This is a genomic window from Pseudomonas sp. 67(2021), assembly GCF_017491835.1.
In the GTDB taxonomy this organism is placed as follows: Bacteria; Pseudomonadota; Gammaproteobacteria; order Pseudomonadales; family Pseudomonadaceae; genus Aquipseudomonas; species Aquipseudomonas atacamensis.
Map to the genome: position 1 here is coordinate 1 of NZ_JAFGYL010000043.1, position 13,627 is coordinate 13,627.

Below are 13,627 nucleotides of genomic sequence, written 5' to 3' on the forward strand. Positions count from 1 at the left end.
GGTGGCTTGGGTCGCGCCGCTGACGAAGGTGCCGAAGACCAGGGTGATCGCCGTCGACCAGTCCAGCGAACCGGTCGGCACCACGCTGAGCAAGCCTTCGAAACCGCCGACTTTCACGGTCGCTGCCGCGCTAACGTATGTCATCGTCACCGGTATGCTCGGCGCCCGTCGCGTCAGCGCACCACTACAAGACCTATAAAAAGGATTCGCCTGATGCACATCATCAACGCCCGCCTGCGCAACCAGGAAGGCCTGCACGAATTGCACCTTGAAGACGGCCTGATCCACAGCATCGCCCGTCAGACCGAAGCGCCGACCCTCGGCGCGGATGACCTCGATGCCGGCGGCAATCTGGTGGTGCCGCCCTTCGTCGAGCCGCACATCCACCTCGACGCCACCCTCACCGCCGGCGAGCCGCGCTGGAACATGAGCGGCACGCTGTTCGAGGGCATCGAATGCTGGGGCGAGCGCAAGGTCACCATCACCGAAGAAGACACCAAGACCCGCGCCAAGAAGACCATTCAGGCCCTGGCCGCCCACGGTATTCAGCACGTGCGCACCCACGTTGACGTCACCGACCCGCAACTCACCGCGCTCAAGGCCATGCTCGAAGTGCGTGAGGAAAGCCGTCACCTGATTGACCTGCAAATCGTCGCGTTCCCGCAGGAAGGCATCGAGTCGTTCCGCAACGGGCGCGAGCTGATGGAAGAGGCGATCCGCATGGGCGCCGACGTGGTCGGCGGCATTCCGCATTTTGAGTACACCCGCGATCAGGGCGTCAGCTCGGTGAAGTTTCTGATGGACCTGGCCGAGCGCACCGGCTGCCTGGTCGATGTGCATTGCGACGAGACCGACGATCCGCATTCACGCTTCCTTGAAGTGCTTGCCGAAGAAGCGCGCAGCCGCGACATGGGCGCCCGCGTCACCGCCAGCCACACCACGGCGATGGGCTCTTATGACAACGCCTACTGCGCCAAACTGTTCCGCCTGCTCGGCCATTCCGGGATCAGTTTTGTTTCCTGCCCGACCGAAAGCATTCATCTGCAAGGGCGCTTCGACAACTTCCCCAAACGCCGGGGCGTGACCCGCGTCAATGAACTGCTCGAAGCCGGGATGAACGTGTGTTTCGGCCAGGATTCGATCGTCGACCCGTGGTATCCGCTGGGTAACGGCAACATCCTGCGCGTGCTCGAAGCCGGCCTGCACATCTGCCACATGCTCGGTTATCGCAACCTGCAAAGTGCGCTGGATCTGGTCACCGACAACAGCGCCAAAGCCATGCACCTGGGCGAGCGTTACGGACTGGAACAGGGCCGCCCGGCGAACCTGCTGATTCTCTCGGCGGACAGCGACTACGAAGTGATCCGCAGCCAGGGCCTGCCGCTGTATTCGATTCGCGGCGGCAAGGTGTTGATGAAGCGGCAGATGCCGGTGGTGGAGTTCAGTTGAGATTGCGCTGGGGCTGATGGCCTCATCGCTGGCAAGCCAGGCTCCCACAGATTTTGTGTTGAGCACATGATTGGGCCATCATGCAAAACCTGTGGGAGCCTGGCTTGCCAGCGATAGCGTCGGCCGAATCAACCCGCCAACCGCGCCGTGCCAAACAATCTGACGCGCAGCAACTCCCCTTCCGAAACCTCAAGCAAAACCGGTGCGGTGCCACCCGGCATGACCACCCGCACTTCACCCGCCTCGACCCAACCCACCCGCCACGCTGCACACGCGACCGCACTGGCGCTGGTGCCGGATGACGCGGTTGGACCTTCGCCACGCTCGAATACCCGCGCAGCGATTTTCTGCGGCGACACCAGCGCGGCCCACTGCAGATTGACGCCCGCCGGACAGGGATTGCCGGCACCGGTGGGCATGGCATAGGCGATTGCCGTCAGCCTCTCGTTCAGCGGTGATTCACCCATCTGTTCGTTGCTAGGCAAAGCGCTTGCATCGCTGAGCAGCGTTACACAGTGCGGATTGCCGATACGGACGAATTGGCTGTGGCTCCAGTCAGGATCGAGTTCCGCCAGCGGCTGGACATGGCTGACGTCGCGATTATTGATTTGAACGCTCTCGACTGCCTGCGCCCCAACGGCTCGCGGGCCGAATCCGGGCCGGCCGAGGTCGAGCCAAAAACCGCGCACGCCTTCGACTTGGGCCGGTGTCACAGCGGTTTCCAGCGCCTCGCCCTTGTCATGATGAACGCGCAACACGACGCCCTGCTCCGCCATCAAGCCTTGCTCGGTCAATGCCTGAGAAAAAATCGTCAGGCCGTTACCGCTGCGCTCGGCGAGGCTGCCGTCGGTGTTGACGATGAGTACATCGAACGGCGCCAATGCCTGGAACGGGCCGATCAGCAGGCCGTCGCTGCGGTGGGGTTTGCTGTTGGCCGGGCGTTGGCCTTCGGGCCAGTGACAGCACAAGGCGATGGCGGCCTCGCTCCATTGCTGCCTGGATACGGCGCACTCTGCGGCCCTCGCTGGCAAAGCGATTCCGGCTTCGCGCAAGGCTTGGGGCGAGACCACTCCGTAGATATTGCCGCGTGCGTCGTAGAACTTCGTCATGCCTTGTTCCCGTATTCCATGCTGGCGAAAATCCGACTGTAAACGGCAAACCAGTGTGGGAGCGAGCCTGCTCGCGAAGGCGGTGCGTCAGTCGACAATTCCATATTTGACCCACCGCTTTCGCGAGCAGGCTCGCTCCCACAGGGTAGGATGTTCACCGTTATGCCCCGAAAGGCCTGAGATCGAACCTCAACGCCGTCAGAATGTCACTCGGGATGCAGTTGTTTTTTTGCCAAGGATCGATATGACCAGCCTCAACCCCCAAGACACCTTCGTCCCCGGACGTCTGCAACAGATGTCCACCCGCGTCGCTTTTTTCATCGCTGGCCTCGGCATCGCCGCGTGGGCGCCGCTGGTGCCGTACGCCAAGGCGCGAGCCGGGCTGGATGAGGGCACGCTGGGATTACTGCTGCTGTGCCTGGGTGTCGGCTCGATTCTGGCGATGCCGCTGGCGGGGATTCTCGCCACGCGCTTCGGCTGCCGACGTGTGGCCACCGGCGGCACGCTGCTGATCTGCGCGGCATTGCCCCTGCTGTCGACGGTGTCATCGATCCCGGCGCTGATCGCCACGCTGTTTATGTTCGGCGCCGGCCTCGGCACGGTGGATTCGACGGTGAACCTGCAAGCAGTGATCGTTGAACGCGCCAGCGGCAAGCACATGATGTCGGGGTTCCACGGTTTGTTCAGCCTCGGTGGCATTGTCGGCGCGGCGGGCGTCAGTGCCCTGCTCGGCCTCGGCCTGACACCGCTGGCGGCGATGCTGGTGGTAGTGGTTTTGCTGATCGGCGCCTTGCTCAAGTGCGTGCCGCACATGTTGCCCTATGGCAGCGAAAGCTCCGGCCCGGCGTTCGCCATTCCCCATGGCATCGTGCTGTTTATCGGTGGCATGTGCTTCATCGTGTTCCTCACCGAAGGCGCGGCGCTGGACTGGAGCGCTGTGTTCCTCGCTCAGGAACGCGGGATCGACACGGCTTACGCGGGAATGGGTTACGCAGCGTTTGCCCTGACCATGACCGTCGGCCGTCTGCTCGGTGACCGCATCGTGCGCAAGCTGGGTGCGACGCGGATCATTCTGTTCGGCGGGCTGTTGGCGGCTGCGGGACTGTTTCTCGCCACCTTCGCGCCGAGCTGGCAAGCGGCGCTGGTAGGTTATGCGCTGGTCGGCGCCGGTTGCTCGAACATCGTGCCGGTGTTGTACACGGCGGTGGGCAAGCAGACGGTGATGCCGGAGAGCATCGCGGTGCCGGCGATTACCACGCTGGGTTATGCCGGGATTCTCGCCGGGCCAGCGGTGATCGGTTTTGTCGCGCATGCCAGCAGCCTGAGTTTTGCCTTTGGACTGATGGCGGTATTGCTGGTGGCTGTGGCGATTGGCGGCAAAGTCCTCAAGGTCTGAAAGCTTCGCGAGCAGGCTCGCAGGACGTAGCCAGATCGTTCCCCGCGCTCTGCGTGGGAATGCCTCAACGGACGCTCCGCGTTCGGCTTTGCAAGGGACGCGGAGCGTCCCGGGCTGCATTCCCACGCAGAGCGTGGGAACGATCAAGCCTTAGAAACCTACGCTGGCCTGCACGAAGAACGTGCGCGGTGCGCCGACATACATCCCCGAGTTGTTGTCGCTGGAGCGGGTGAAGTATTGCTTGTCGAAGACGTTCTTCACCCCGGCACCGAGCTTGAGGTTCGACACCTGCGGACCGAAGTCGTAGCCGCCGCGCACGTTCCAGGTCACGTAACCCGGGATGTCGCCGTACTGCCCGTCCGCCGTGCCTTCAGTGATGTAGTTGCCATTGAAGCTGCCATCCGCATTCACACCGGTGCCCGGCGAACGCTGTTTCGATTGGGCGAAGCCATCGATGTTGTACGTCCAGCGGTTGATCTCGTACCGCAAACCTACCGTCGCAACCTGCCGCGAATAGAACGGCAGATCGCGGCCCTTGAAGCCGGGGATCTCGCCTTCATAGGTGGCGCGGGTGTAGGTGAAACCGGCGTTGGCAGTCAAACCATCGAGGCGCGGATCGAGGGCCGCCATGTCGTAATGCACCGACGCTTCAATGCCCTGGTGCTTGGTCGCGCCGAGATTGGTCCAGCCGACGTCGTTGCTGATGTATTGCAGTTCGTCATCGAAGTCGATGTAGAACAGCGTCACCTCGCCGCCCCAGACATCATCGTTGTAGCGCGTGCCGATCTCGTAGGTCTTGGCCTTTTCCGGCTCCAGACCGTTGGCGGTGCTGTCACCCGAACCGCCCTGGCCGAGCTGGAAATATTGCAGGCTGCCGAACGAGGTTTCGTAATTGGCGAACAGCTTCCAGGCATCGGACAGGTGATACATCACGCTCAGCGCCGGCAGCGGTTCGTTGCTTTCGATGCTGCGGTTTTTCTCCGGGACCGGCCGGCCAGCGGTGTCGAGGACAGCGCGATCATGCCAATCGGTGCTGATGTGTTCGAAGCGAATGCCCGGGGTGATGGTCCAGTTGCCGACGTCGATCTTGTTGTCGACATACACCGAATTGGCTTCGGTGCCGCCGGTGCGATCCTGAAATACATGGCCGTCGGAAGTCGGCGTGACCACTGGCTGATTGTTGACCAGCGCCAGACGACTCGACTCTTCGTGCATAGCCTCTTTCAAATAGCGATAACCGACGCTGACTTCCTGGGTGGTCGGGCCGACATCGAACACCCGCGACACGCGCGGCTCGATGCCGAGGGTGTAGTAGGAACGCGGGTATGAGCTGAGGGTGCGCTGATCGCGCGCAGCGATGGTACTGCCGCGAAAGCTGTCGGTGTAGTAGGTGAGGATTTCTGCCTGGGTGCGCTCGTCGATCTGGCGAATCCACTTGAACGACACGTCCTTGCGTCGGCCTGTGAACTGGTCGTAGTCACGCACCGATTCGTACGGTTTGTCGTCGTACTGACGCTGGGTCAGACCGCCGGGCATGTCGGCGCTGGCGTCGTAGTAGTGGAAATTGAGAGTGAAATCGTCCTGGTCGGTCGGCGCCCAGTGCGTCTTGAGCAGCACGTCGTCGATGTCGTTGCCGTTGTTGCGCTCGCGATACCCGTGACCGTTAACGCCGGAATACAGCAGCGCGACGCCCATGCCGTTGTCGGCGGTGCCGCCAAGAAATGCGGTGTCGATGTGTTTCCAGCCGCCGTACTGAGTGGTCTCCAGCGTTGTGCCGATTTCGCCGGTGGTTTTCTCCGGGATCGCGCGGGTCACGAAGTTGATCACGCCGCCGACGTTCTGTGGCCCGTAGCGCACGGAACCGGCGCCACGCACCACGTCGATGCTGTCGAGGTTGCCCGAGGAAATCGGCGCCATCGACAGTTGCGGCTGGCCGTACGGAGCAAACGCGGCAGGTACGCCGTCGATCAGCACGGTCGAGCGTGGCGACAGGCGCGAAGTCAGACCGCGTACGCCGACGTTGAGGGAAATATCACTGCCGCCGGTGCCATTGGAGTCCTGCACCTGCACGCCAGGCACGCGTTTGAGCACGTCGCTGACGTTCATCGCGCCCTGCTCGACCATCGCTTCGCGGCGAATCACCGTGCGTGCGCCGGGGTGGTTCTGCACCACCGCCGCGTCCGCGTCACCGAGCCAGTCGCCGACCACTTTGATGTCGGTCACGCCGAGCTCCAGCGGGCCGTTGCTGGCTGCGGAGGTGGCGGCTGGAGCGAGCGTCACCGAGCCTTCGTTGATCTGATAATCGAGACCGCTGCCCTGCAACAGCTGACGCAAAGCCTGCTCTGGTGAAAGGTCGCCGTCGACCGCTGGCGCCTGTTTGCCGGCCACCAGCTCAGGGCTGAAAAACACCTGCAGCGAGGTTTGCTGGCCCAGTTCGCTCAAGGCCTGGCCCAGCGGTTGCGCGCGGATATGAATGGCTTCAGCGGCAAACGCCAACGGCATCGCGGCGCTGACCGCCAGCGCGAGAGCCAATGGCAACCAAGGGGATTTTTTATTGTGGGTTGTGGTGATGTTCACGTCGTACGCAGTCCTGTGGATCGCAAGAGTGTGCGGCTGTTAATGCAAACCAGTTGCAGTTGAACAGGAAGACGATGAACTGAAAAAAAACCTGAATGCTATCTGGAAATTATTTCCTGACTGCCATCGGCAAGGGTGCGCACCGTCACCGGCAGGATGCTCGGCAAGGCTTTGAGCAAAGCGTCGGTGTCATCGGATTTGAACACGCTGGTCAGGCGCAGGCTGGCCACGTTCGGCTGGGTTACGGTCAGCGGTTTGTCGCGATAGCGCGATACTTCCGCCGCTACTTCGCCGAGGCTGGCGTTGTTGAACACCAGTTTGCCGTTGCGCCATGCGGTCAGTTCCGCCGGGTTGACCGCGTAGGCCGGCAGGACCTTGCCCTGGGCATCGACCGCCGTGCCGAGGCCTGCGGTGAGGTTGATGAATTGGTTGTCCGGGGCAGCACTTCCCTGCACCTTCACCGTGCCCTGCTCCACCGCCACGCGGGTCTGCGTGGCATCGCGGCGCACATCGAAACGCGTACCGGTGACTGTGACCTTGCCGCTGCCGGCTTCGACAATAAACGGACGCGAGGCGTCGTGTTCAACACTGAACATCGCCTCGCCCGCGCTCAATTCGATCAGCCGTCGATCCTTCTCATAACGCACCTGCAAGCGGCTGCGACTGTTCAGATCGATCAGCGAACCGTCCGGCAACGCCACATGCTTGCGCTCGCCCGGCGCCGTGGCGAATTCGGCGCGGTAGCCACCCGGATGATTCAAACCACTGAACAGGCCAAGCCCCAGCGCCACGGCCAGAACACTCGCGGCCACGGCATAACGCAGCAACGGCCGGCGTTCGCGGCGGGGAGTTTGCGCAAGCGCCTGAAGACGCGACGTCGGCAGCAGATCAGCCGCCGTCCACAAACCCTGCAGCAACTGGAATTCTTCGCGGTGTTGCGGATGCTCGTTCAGCCAAGCCTCGAAGCGCTGCCGTTGCTCGACGCTGACATTCGGCTCTTGCAATCGCACGAACCAGGCCGCCGCTTCGTCACGCACCGCCGTTTGCCCACAGGCGCAATCACCCGTTTCCATCATGGAATGTCCTGTCCGGCTGAGAATGAAAAGGTGCGAACGCTCATGACTGCAAGCCATCCAGTCGCTCACGCAGATGCCGCAGGGTGCGGATCATATACTTTTCGACCATGTTCTTGGACAGCCCCAGGCGTTCGGCGATTTCTGCCTGCGTCAGGCCTTCGATCTTCTGCCAGACAAAGATCTTGCGGCAGTTGAGCGGCAGCTCGGTGAGCGCGCGTTCGATGGAATCGGCCAACTGGATCGCGTGCATGTAATGCTCCGGATCGCCCGCCGACGACGCACTATCCTCGACCGCCTCCGACTCCATGACGCCCCGCCGGTCCTCCCGACGATAACCGTCAACGGCGATATTGCGTGCAGTCTGATGCAAATACGCACGCGGCTGCTGCACCGCCGCCGAATCCGCCTCGAGCACCCGCACAAAGGTGTCGTGCGCCAGATCCTCGGCCTGCGCGCGATTGCGCAGGCGCCGAGTCCAGGTGCCGATCAACTCTTCGTAATGCTCGAAAAAGCCGGATCTGCGGGAGCGCATGGGGGATGGGCGGCGTGGTGAGAAAGGGGCGTGAATAGTAATGCTTCGTATTAATACAAAGCAATGCACGCTGTGATGGTGTTCTTGATGCGCAAGGTGCGCTCACACGAGGCCGAGTTCAGATGGACACTGAAGATCTCCCTGTGGGAGCGAGCCTGCTCGCGAATGCGGTATGTCCGCAACGATGATGGTGACTGACACGTCGCCTTCGCGAGCAGGCTCGCTCCCACAAGGGAAAAGCGTGAATGCCTCAGGCCTGCGGCAGTTTGCGGAAGCCCACCGCCAGGCGATTCCAGCCGTTGATGGTGTTGATCGCCACGGTCAGGTCAACCAGTTCCTTCGGCGAAAACTGTGCAGCGACGACTTCATAGTCTTCGTCCGGCGCGTGGGTCAGGCTCAGTTGTGTCAGCGACTCGGTCCACAGCAGCGCGGCACGCTCACGCTCGCTGAAGAACGGCGCTTCCCGCCATGCCGTCACGGCGAACAGGCGGCGTGGGGTTTCGCCGTCCTTGATCGCGTCGGCGGTGTGCATGTCGATGCAGAATGCGCAGCCGTTGATCTGTGAAGAGCGCAGCTTGACCAGTTCGAGCAGGCTCTTTTCCAGCGACAGTTTCGAGACGGCATTTTCCAGCGCCATCATCGCTTTCATGGCATCGGGGGAAGCGGTGTAGAAATCGGCACGAGGTTGCATGGTGGGCTCCGGGGTAGCGATTGAATGTGTGGCTACGTTAGTCCCCGGGGGTGGTTCGGCAAATAGCCAATATTGCAGAAGAACGGTAGGCCACTCGGCGCGGCGACTGACCGCTCGTCACTCGACGGGCACCAAGGTTTCAGTGCGCAAGACCAATATCAGGTAATCCCCTTTATCAGGAGACGTACCATGATGACGCGCAAATTCACTTCGTTATTGTTGGCCGGCCTGCTCGCCACGGCGTCCGCCGCCAGCTTCGCGGCCAATGACAGCACCGATGCGACGGGCACCAAGTCCGGCGGCGCCAGCAGCTCGACCATGCCGCCAGACAACACCCCGGGCTCGCCATCGGGTGGCAGCGGTTCTGGCGGAACCAATAACGGCACCGGCACTGGTACTGGCTCGGGCATGGGCACCGGTACGGGTACCAATGGCGGCGCCAGTGGCTCGGGTTCCGGCGCGGGCGGTGGCACCGGTTCGGCCGGCGGCGGCACGGGTGGCGCGGGCGGTGGCACGGGCGGCTGAACGAACAAGAGCCATCCCAGATAGTCCTGCTTACATCAGGACCCAATGTGGGAGCGAGCCTGCGCGCGGAAGCGGTCTGTCAGCCAACCTTGATGCAAGCTGACACACCGATTCGCGAGCAGGCTCGCTCCCACTTCTGATTTCTGTTGACTGAAAGAATCAGCGATCCGACCGCATCAGTTCGGCAAAACCTTCTTCCGGCGCATACACCGCCGCGCGATTGCGCCCGGCATTTTTCGCCTGATACAACGCCGCGTCCGCGCGCTGGATAAACACTTGCGGGCTGTCGTTGCCGTGCGGAATAAACGCATAACAGCCCAGGCTCACGGTGAGATAACCGGTCGGCGAGCCGCTGTGGATGATGTGCTTGTCGATCACGCTACGGCGAATCTGCCCGGCAATCGCCAGCGCACCGTTGATGTCGGTGTCCGGCAGCAGCACGGCAAATTCTTCGCCGCCATAACGCACCGCCAGATCCGACCTGCGCTGGCAGCAGGCCTTCACCACTTGCGCCACCTGCGCCAGACATTGATCGCCGGCGACATGACCATAAGCATCGTTGTAGCGCTTGAAAAAATCGATATCGAGCATGATCAGGCTGACCGGGCTGACCTGGCGTGCGCCACGGGCAAATTCGATGTCCAGCGAGCGCTCGAACAAGCGCCGATTGGCCAACCCGGTCAGGCTGTCGTGGGTGGCAATCTGCTCCAGCGCCCGTTGCGCCTTGCGCAGATTTTTCTCGATACGTTCGCCGTCGCGCACCTGATGAATGAAGACCCAGCCGAACAGGCCAACCCCGAGGATCACCAGCGCGACAATCACGCTGGACTGAAACGCGCGGTCATACCAGCCCTGCAGAATCGTGTCTTGCGACGTCGCAGCAGAGACCACCAGCGGATACGAGGCGAGCTGTCGATAGCCATACAAGCGGGTCACGCCGTCGACCACGGAGTTGAGCATCGCGGTGCCAGCGTTAGCGTTCGGCAGCAGGGTTTGATAGATCTCGCCGTGGGCCACCGAGGTGTTGATCAGTGATTCATCGAAGGGCCGTCGCGCCAGCAAGGTGCCGTCGGTCAGCGCCAGAAACATGATGCCGCTGTCATCGAGGCTGAAGCTTTTGAAGAACTGATCGAAGTAGGACATGCGGATGCCGGCCATCAGTACGCCCTGAAAGTTGCCGAGCTGGTCGTTGACGCGTCTGGAAATCGGAATGATCCACTCGCCGTTTTCGCGGCTGCGAATCGCCGGGCCGATGTGCGCAACGGTCGAAGCATTCTGCTGATGGAACTTGAAATACTCGCGATCAGCCACGCCGTTGCCACGAGGCAGATCGGCGAACGAGGTGATGATCCACTGCCCTTCGCGATCGAAGAGAAAGATGCCATGCAGCTGATCCAGTTGCTGCGCGCGGCGGGCAAAGATCCGCTGCAACCGAGGGCGCTGCGCCGCCCCGTAACCATCGTCCTGAATCCAGTCGACCAGGCTGGTCATCACCAGATCCGCTGCACGCACAGTGTCTTCGGCCTGCTGCGCCATGGCCCGGGTCAGGTTGCCCGAGGCCATCTTCGCCACCGCCAGATCCTGACGCCGCGACTGCTCCAGTTGCAGGTACAGCAGACCGCACAGGCACAGGCTCACCGCAACGATAAACAGCACCGCCGCTTTGCGAAGCGGCAACCGTTTGAGCGTGCCGGGAGCCTGATGCGGATCGTGAATGGGGATTGGCAAAAGCATGTCCTGGGCAGGTACGACAGGGGCGCGAGCCCGAAACCCTTGTATGTGTGAGCGTAGCCCACCGGGATGTACCGGGCAAACGCCCGCCTCCCGCCCAGTTATCGGCGCGTCGCGAGTTTGGATGATCGCTTTTCGTCGATTTATTTACGATTGCTTCTTTACGGTTAATCAGTTGTGCAGGGCCAGCCGCCGCATCGCGCTGGTCAGGTGCGCGCGGGCACTTTGCGCATCGCCTTCACGCATCTGTTCATAGGCGCGCTGCGCAATCGCATGGGGCACCGGTTTCAATTCACGTTGGGTTGCCATCGCCAGCAGCTGCACCTGCGCGGCGCGTTCCAGGTAATACAGATCGTCCCAGGCTTCGGCAATGGTCGGCGCGGCGACAATCACACCGTGGTTTTTCAGAAAGAGAATGTCGGCATCGCCCATGACGCTGGCGATGCGGTCGCCTTCGGATGCGTCCAGTGCGAGGCCGTTGTAATCCTCGTCCACCGCTGTGCGCCCGTAAAATTTCAGCGCGGTCTGCCCCAGCCACAGCAGCGGCGGGCCTTGCAACAGGCACAACGCGGTGGCGTGGGGCATGTGCGTATGGAACGCAACTTTTATCCGTGGCAGTTGTTTGTGCAGGCGCGCGTGGATGTAGAACGCAGTTGCTTCGGGCTCGCCATCGCCAGCGACCACATTGCCGGCGAAGTCACAGACCAGCAGATTCTGCGCTGTCACTTCCGAAAAAGCGTAGCCGTATGGATTGACCAGAAACAGATCATCATGCCCCGGCAGCATCGCCGAAAAGTGATTGCAGATGCCCTCCTCCAGACCATGCAATGCGGCCAGTTGAAAGCACGCAGCAAGTTCGTTGCGGGCGGTGATGATCGCCTCGGTGTCCAGGTGCAGCGTTGCGCTGGGTCTGGCTTTGCCAGTGCCGCTCAAGATATGAGCCATGGCAATTCTCCTTAGGTCCAGCCGAGGGATTTGAACAGCGGCAGTACTTGATCGAGGCTGGACAGGATCGCGTCGGGGCGATAGTCCGGCAACAACTGACGACCCGTGCCGCGATCGATCCACACGCAACGAAAACCCATGTCCCGCGCCGCCGTGTGATCGAGCGTCGGGCTGGCGCAGATGTGCACCACTTCATCCCGGGTCACGCCCAATTGCTCATGAGCGTAGTCGAACAGGCGCGGCGCCGGTTTGTAGGCACCGGCCTGTTGCGCGGTGATCACCCGGTCGATATGGCCGCCGAGTTGCGCGACGTTGCCGGCAATGATGTCGTCGTCGGTGTTGGAGACGATGCACAGCTTGAAGCCCATGACTTTGAGCTGCGCGAGGGTGTCGACCACTTCGGCAAATGGCGGCATGTTCGGGATGGCCGCCGCCAGGCGTTGACTGTCCTCGGGCTGGCTCGGCAAGCCCAACTCTGCCAGCGCCAGTTGCAGGCCGAGGGTGCTCAGTTCCCGAAAGGAACGGTGCGGCGGTGTTTGTTCGAGACGATGCTCGTGACGGTCGTAGACTTCGATCAACTTAGCGGCGTCGACGGCGTGCTCGCCCTTGTCGCTGAGCAGTTTCTCGACCACGGCTTTCAGTCCTTCATCCCACTGAATCAGCGTGCCGTAGCAATCGAAGGTCAGCCAGTGCGGGCGTGTCGTGTTGTTCAAGGTCATCGGTCGATTCCTCCAGAGTGAGGACTTCAGCTTATGAGCGCGCGGTGATAGTGTGAAATTAAATAAATGCGTGATCGTCATTCGCAAATCAACTATCAGGAACGCCGCCATGCTGGATCTGGAATTGCTGAAAACCTTTGTCTGCGTAGTCGACGAAGGCAGCTTCACCCGCGCCGCCGAACGTGTGCACCGCACGCAATCGACGGTCAGCCAGCAGGTGCGCAAGCTCGAAGATCTGGTCGGTCACCCGCTACTCCTGCGCGACCGCACCGGAGTGAACGTCGCGGTCACCGAACACGGCGAACTGCTGATCCACTATGCGCGCCGGTTACTGGCGCTGTCCGCCGAAGCCACGCAAGCGCTGGCCAGTGACGTCGACCTGGAAGTGCTGCGCATCGGCATGCCGGAAGACTTCGACGCCCGGCGCATGGCACTGATCCTCGCCGGCTTCACCCGCAACCATCCGCAGGCGCGCCTGGAAACCATCAGTGGTATGAGCCTCGACCTGCGCCAACGCCTCGACGCCGGTGACATCGACATTGCCCTGATCAAACGCGAACCCGACAGCGGCCCGGCATGGGCTACCTGGCCGGAACGGCTGGTGTGGGTCAAAGGCACCGAATTCGACACCTCCAGCGGTGTGCTGCCGCTGGTGCTGTTTCCGCAGGGCTGCCTGTATCGACAACGGGCGATTCGCTTGCTCGATGTGGCGCAGCGACCGTGGCGAGTGGCGTTCGGCAGCCACAGCCTGACCGGGATCCAAGCGGCGGTGGCGTCTGGGTTAGGTGTTTCGGTGTTGCCGGTTTCGGCGCTATTGCCAGAGCATGAGGTGTGTACGGATCTGCCGGAGTTGGCGCCGACGGAACTGGCGCTGGTC

Annotated in this window: 12 protein-coding genes; 4 read left to right on the top strand and 8 right to left on the bottom strand. The window is 62.0% G+C overall.

Annotation, left to right across the window (positions count from 1 at the left end; genetic code table 11):
- Window positions 1–213: 213 nt before the first annotated feature.
- Window positions 214–1,449, top strand: a complete 1,236-nt coding sequence (gene codA, locus J5M66_RS26195; protein WP_039763460.1) for a cytosine deaminase — start codon at window positions 214–216, stop codon at window positions 1,447–1,449.
- Between the two features lie 128 nt (window positions 1,450–1,577).
- On the opposite strand, the gene J5M66_RS26200 is transcribed toward codA, so the two are convergent.
- Window positions 1,578–2,558, bottom strand: a complete 981-nt coding sequence (locus J5M66_RS26200; protein WP_206421849.1) for a diaminopimelate epimerase — start codon at window positions 2,556–2,558, stop codon at window positions 1,578–1,580.
- A gap of 244 nt (window positions 2,559–2,802) precedes the next feature.
- Between J5M66_RS26200 and J5M66_RS26205 the strand changes: the two genes are divergently transcribed.
- Entirely contained in the window at window positions 2,803–3,954 is a 1,152-nt protein-coding gene (locus J5M66_RS26205; RefSeq protein ID WP_206421848.1) for an MFS transporter, read from the top strand.
- Between the two features lie 150 nt (window positions 3,955–4,104).
- On the opposite strand, the gene J5M66_RS26210 is transcribed toward J5M66_RS26205, so the two are convergent.
- The 4 genes from J5M66_RS26210 to J5M66_RS26225 all read right to left on the bottom strand — a co-directional run bounded on the left by J5M66_RS26210 (window position 4,105) and on the right by J5M66_RS26225 (window position 8,830).
- Window positions 4,105–6,531 (bottom strand): TonB-dependent receptor, encoded by a 2,427-nt coding sequence (locus tag J5M66_RS26210; protein WP_123442047.1) that lies wholly within the window; start codon window positions 6,529–6,531, stop codon window positions 4,105–4,107.
- Between the two features lie 98 nt (window positions 6,532–6,629).
- Entirely contained in the window at window positions 6,630–7,607 is a 978-nt protein-coding gene (locus J5M66_RS26215) for a FecR family protein (RefSeq protein WP_123442046.1), read from the bottom strand.
- A 40-nt stretch (window positions 7,608–7,647) separates the two neighbouring features.
- A complete protein-coding gene (locus tag J5M66_RS26220) occupies window positions 7,648–8,139 on the bottom strand; it encodes a sigma-70 family RNA polymerase sigma factor (protein ID WP_016775422.1) in 492 nt (163 codons plus the stop codon).
- Window positions 8,140–8,389: 250 nt separating this feature from the next.
- The gene (locus tag J5M66_RS26225) at window positions 8,390–8,830 is read right to left on the bottom strand and encodes a carboxymuconolactone decarboxylase family protein (protein ID WP_016775423.1); all 441 of its coding nucleotides are present in this window, start codon (window positions 8,828–8,830) and stop codon (window positions 8,390–8,392) included.
- A gap of 189 nt (window positions 8,831–9,019) precedes the next feature.
- Between J5M66_RS26225 and J5M66_RS26230 the strand changes: the two genes are divergently transcribed.
- The gene (locus J5M66_RS26230) at window positions 9,020–9,355 is read left to right on the top strand and encodes a hypothetical protein (RefSeq protein ID WP_016775424.1); all 336 of its coding nucleotides are present in this window, start codon (window positions 9,020–9,022) and stop codon (window positions 9,353–9,355) included.
- A gap of 159 nt (window positions 9,356–9,514) precedes the next feature.
- Here J5M66_RS26230 and J5M66_RS26235 read toward each other — a convergent pair whose 3' ends face one another.
- The 3 genes from J5M66_RS26235 to J5M66_RS26245 all read right to left on the bottom strand — a co-directional run bounded on the left by J5M66_RS26235 (window position 9,515) and on the right by J5M66_RS26245 (window position 12,750).
- On the bottom strand, window positions 9,515–11,083 hold the full coding sequence (locus J5M66_RS26235) for a sensor domain-containing diguanylate cyclase (protein WP_207809387.1): 1,569 nt from the start codon (window positions 11,081–11,083) through the stop codon (window positions 9,515–9,517).
- A gap of 174 nt (window positions 11,084–11,257) precedes the next feature.
- Complete coding sequence (locus tag J5M66_RS26240) at window positions 11,258–12,031, bottom strand: aldolase (RefSeq protein WP_207809385.1); 774 nt, start codon at window positions 12,029–12,031, stop codon at window positions 11,258–11,260.
- A gap of 11 nt (window positions 12,032–12,042) precedes the next feature.
- Complete coding sequence (locus J5M66_RS26245) at window positions 12,043–12,750, bottom strand: haloacid dehalogenase type II (RefSeq protein WP_207809383.1); 708 nt, start codon at window positions 12,748–12,750, stop codon at window positions 12,043–12,045.
- Between the two features lie 109 nt (window positions 12,751–12,859).
- Here J5M66_RS26245 and J5M66_RS26250 point away from each other — a divergent pair.
- The coding region (locus J5M66_RS26250; RefSeq protein ID WP_207817518.1) for a LysR substrate-binding domain-containing protein at window positions 12,860–13,627 on the top strand (768 nt) is incomplete at its 3' end.

What these genes read in the sequence shown, in the direction of transcription:
- J5M66_RS26215 (WP_123442046.1), bottom strand. Translation starts at nt 7,607, where the DNA reads ATGATGGAAACGGGTGATTGCGCCTGTGGGCAAACGGCGGTGCGTGAC.
- J5M66_RS26200 (WP_206421849.1), bottom strand. Translation starts at nt 2,558, where the DNA reads ATGACGAAGTTCTACGACGCACGCGGCAATATCTACGGAGTGGTCTCG.
- J5M66_RS26230 (WP_016775424.1), top strand. Translation starts at nt 9,020, where the DNA reads ATGATGACGCGCAAATTCACTTCGTTATTGTTGGCCGGCCTGCTCGCC.
- J5M66_RS26245 (WP_207809383.1), bottom strand. Translation starts at nt 12,750, where the DNA reads ATGACCTTGAACAACACGACACGCCCGCACTGGCTGACCTTCGATTGC.
- J5M66_RS26225 (WP_016775423.1), bottom strand. Translation starts at nt 8,830, where the DNA reads ATGCAACCTCGTGCCGATTTCTACACCGCTTCCCCCGATGCCATGAAA.
- J5M66_RS26220 (WP_016775422.1), bottom strand. Translation starts at nt 8,139, where the DNA reads ATGCGCTCCCGCAGATCCGGCTTTTTCGAGCATTACGAAGAGTTGATC.
- J5M66_RS26240 (WP_207809385.1), bottom strand. Translation starts at nt 12,031, where the DNA reads ATGGCTCATATCTTGAGCGGCACTGGCAAAGCCAGACCCAGCGCAACG.
- codA (WP_039763460.1), top strand. Translation starts at nt 214, where the DNA reads ATGCACATCATCAACGCCCGCCTGCGCAACCAGGAAGGCCTGCACGAA.
- J5M66_RS26205 (WP_206421848.1), top strand. Translation starts at nt 2,803, where the DNA reads ATGACCAGCCTCAACCCCCAAGACACCTTCGTCCCCGGACGTCTGCAA.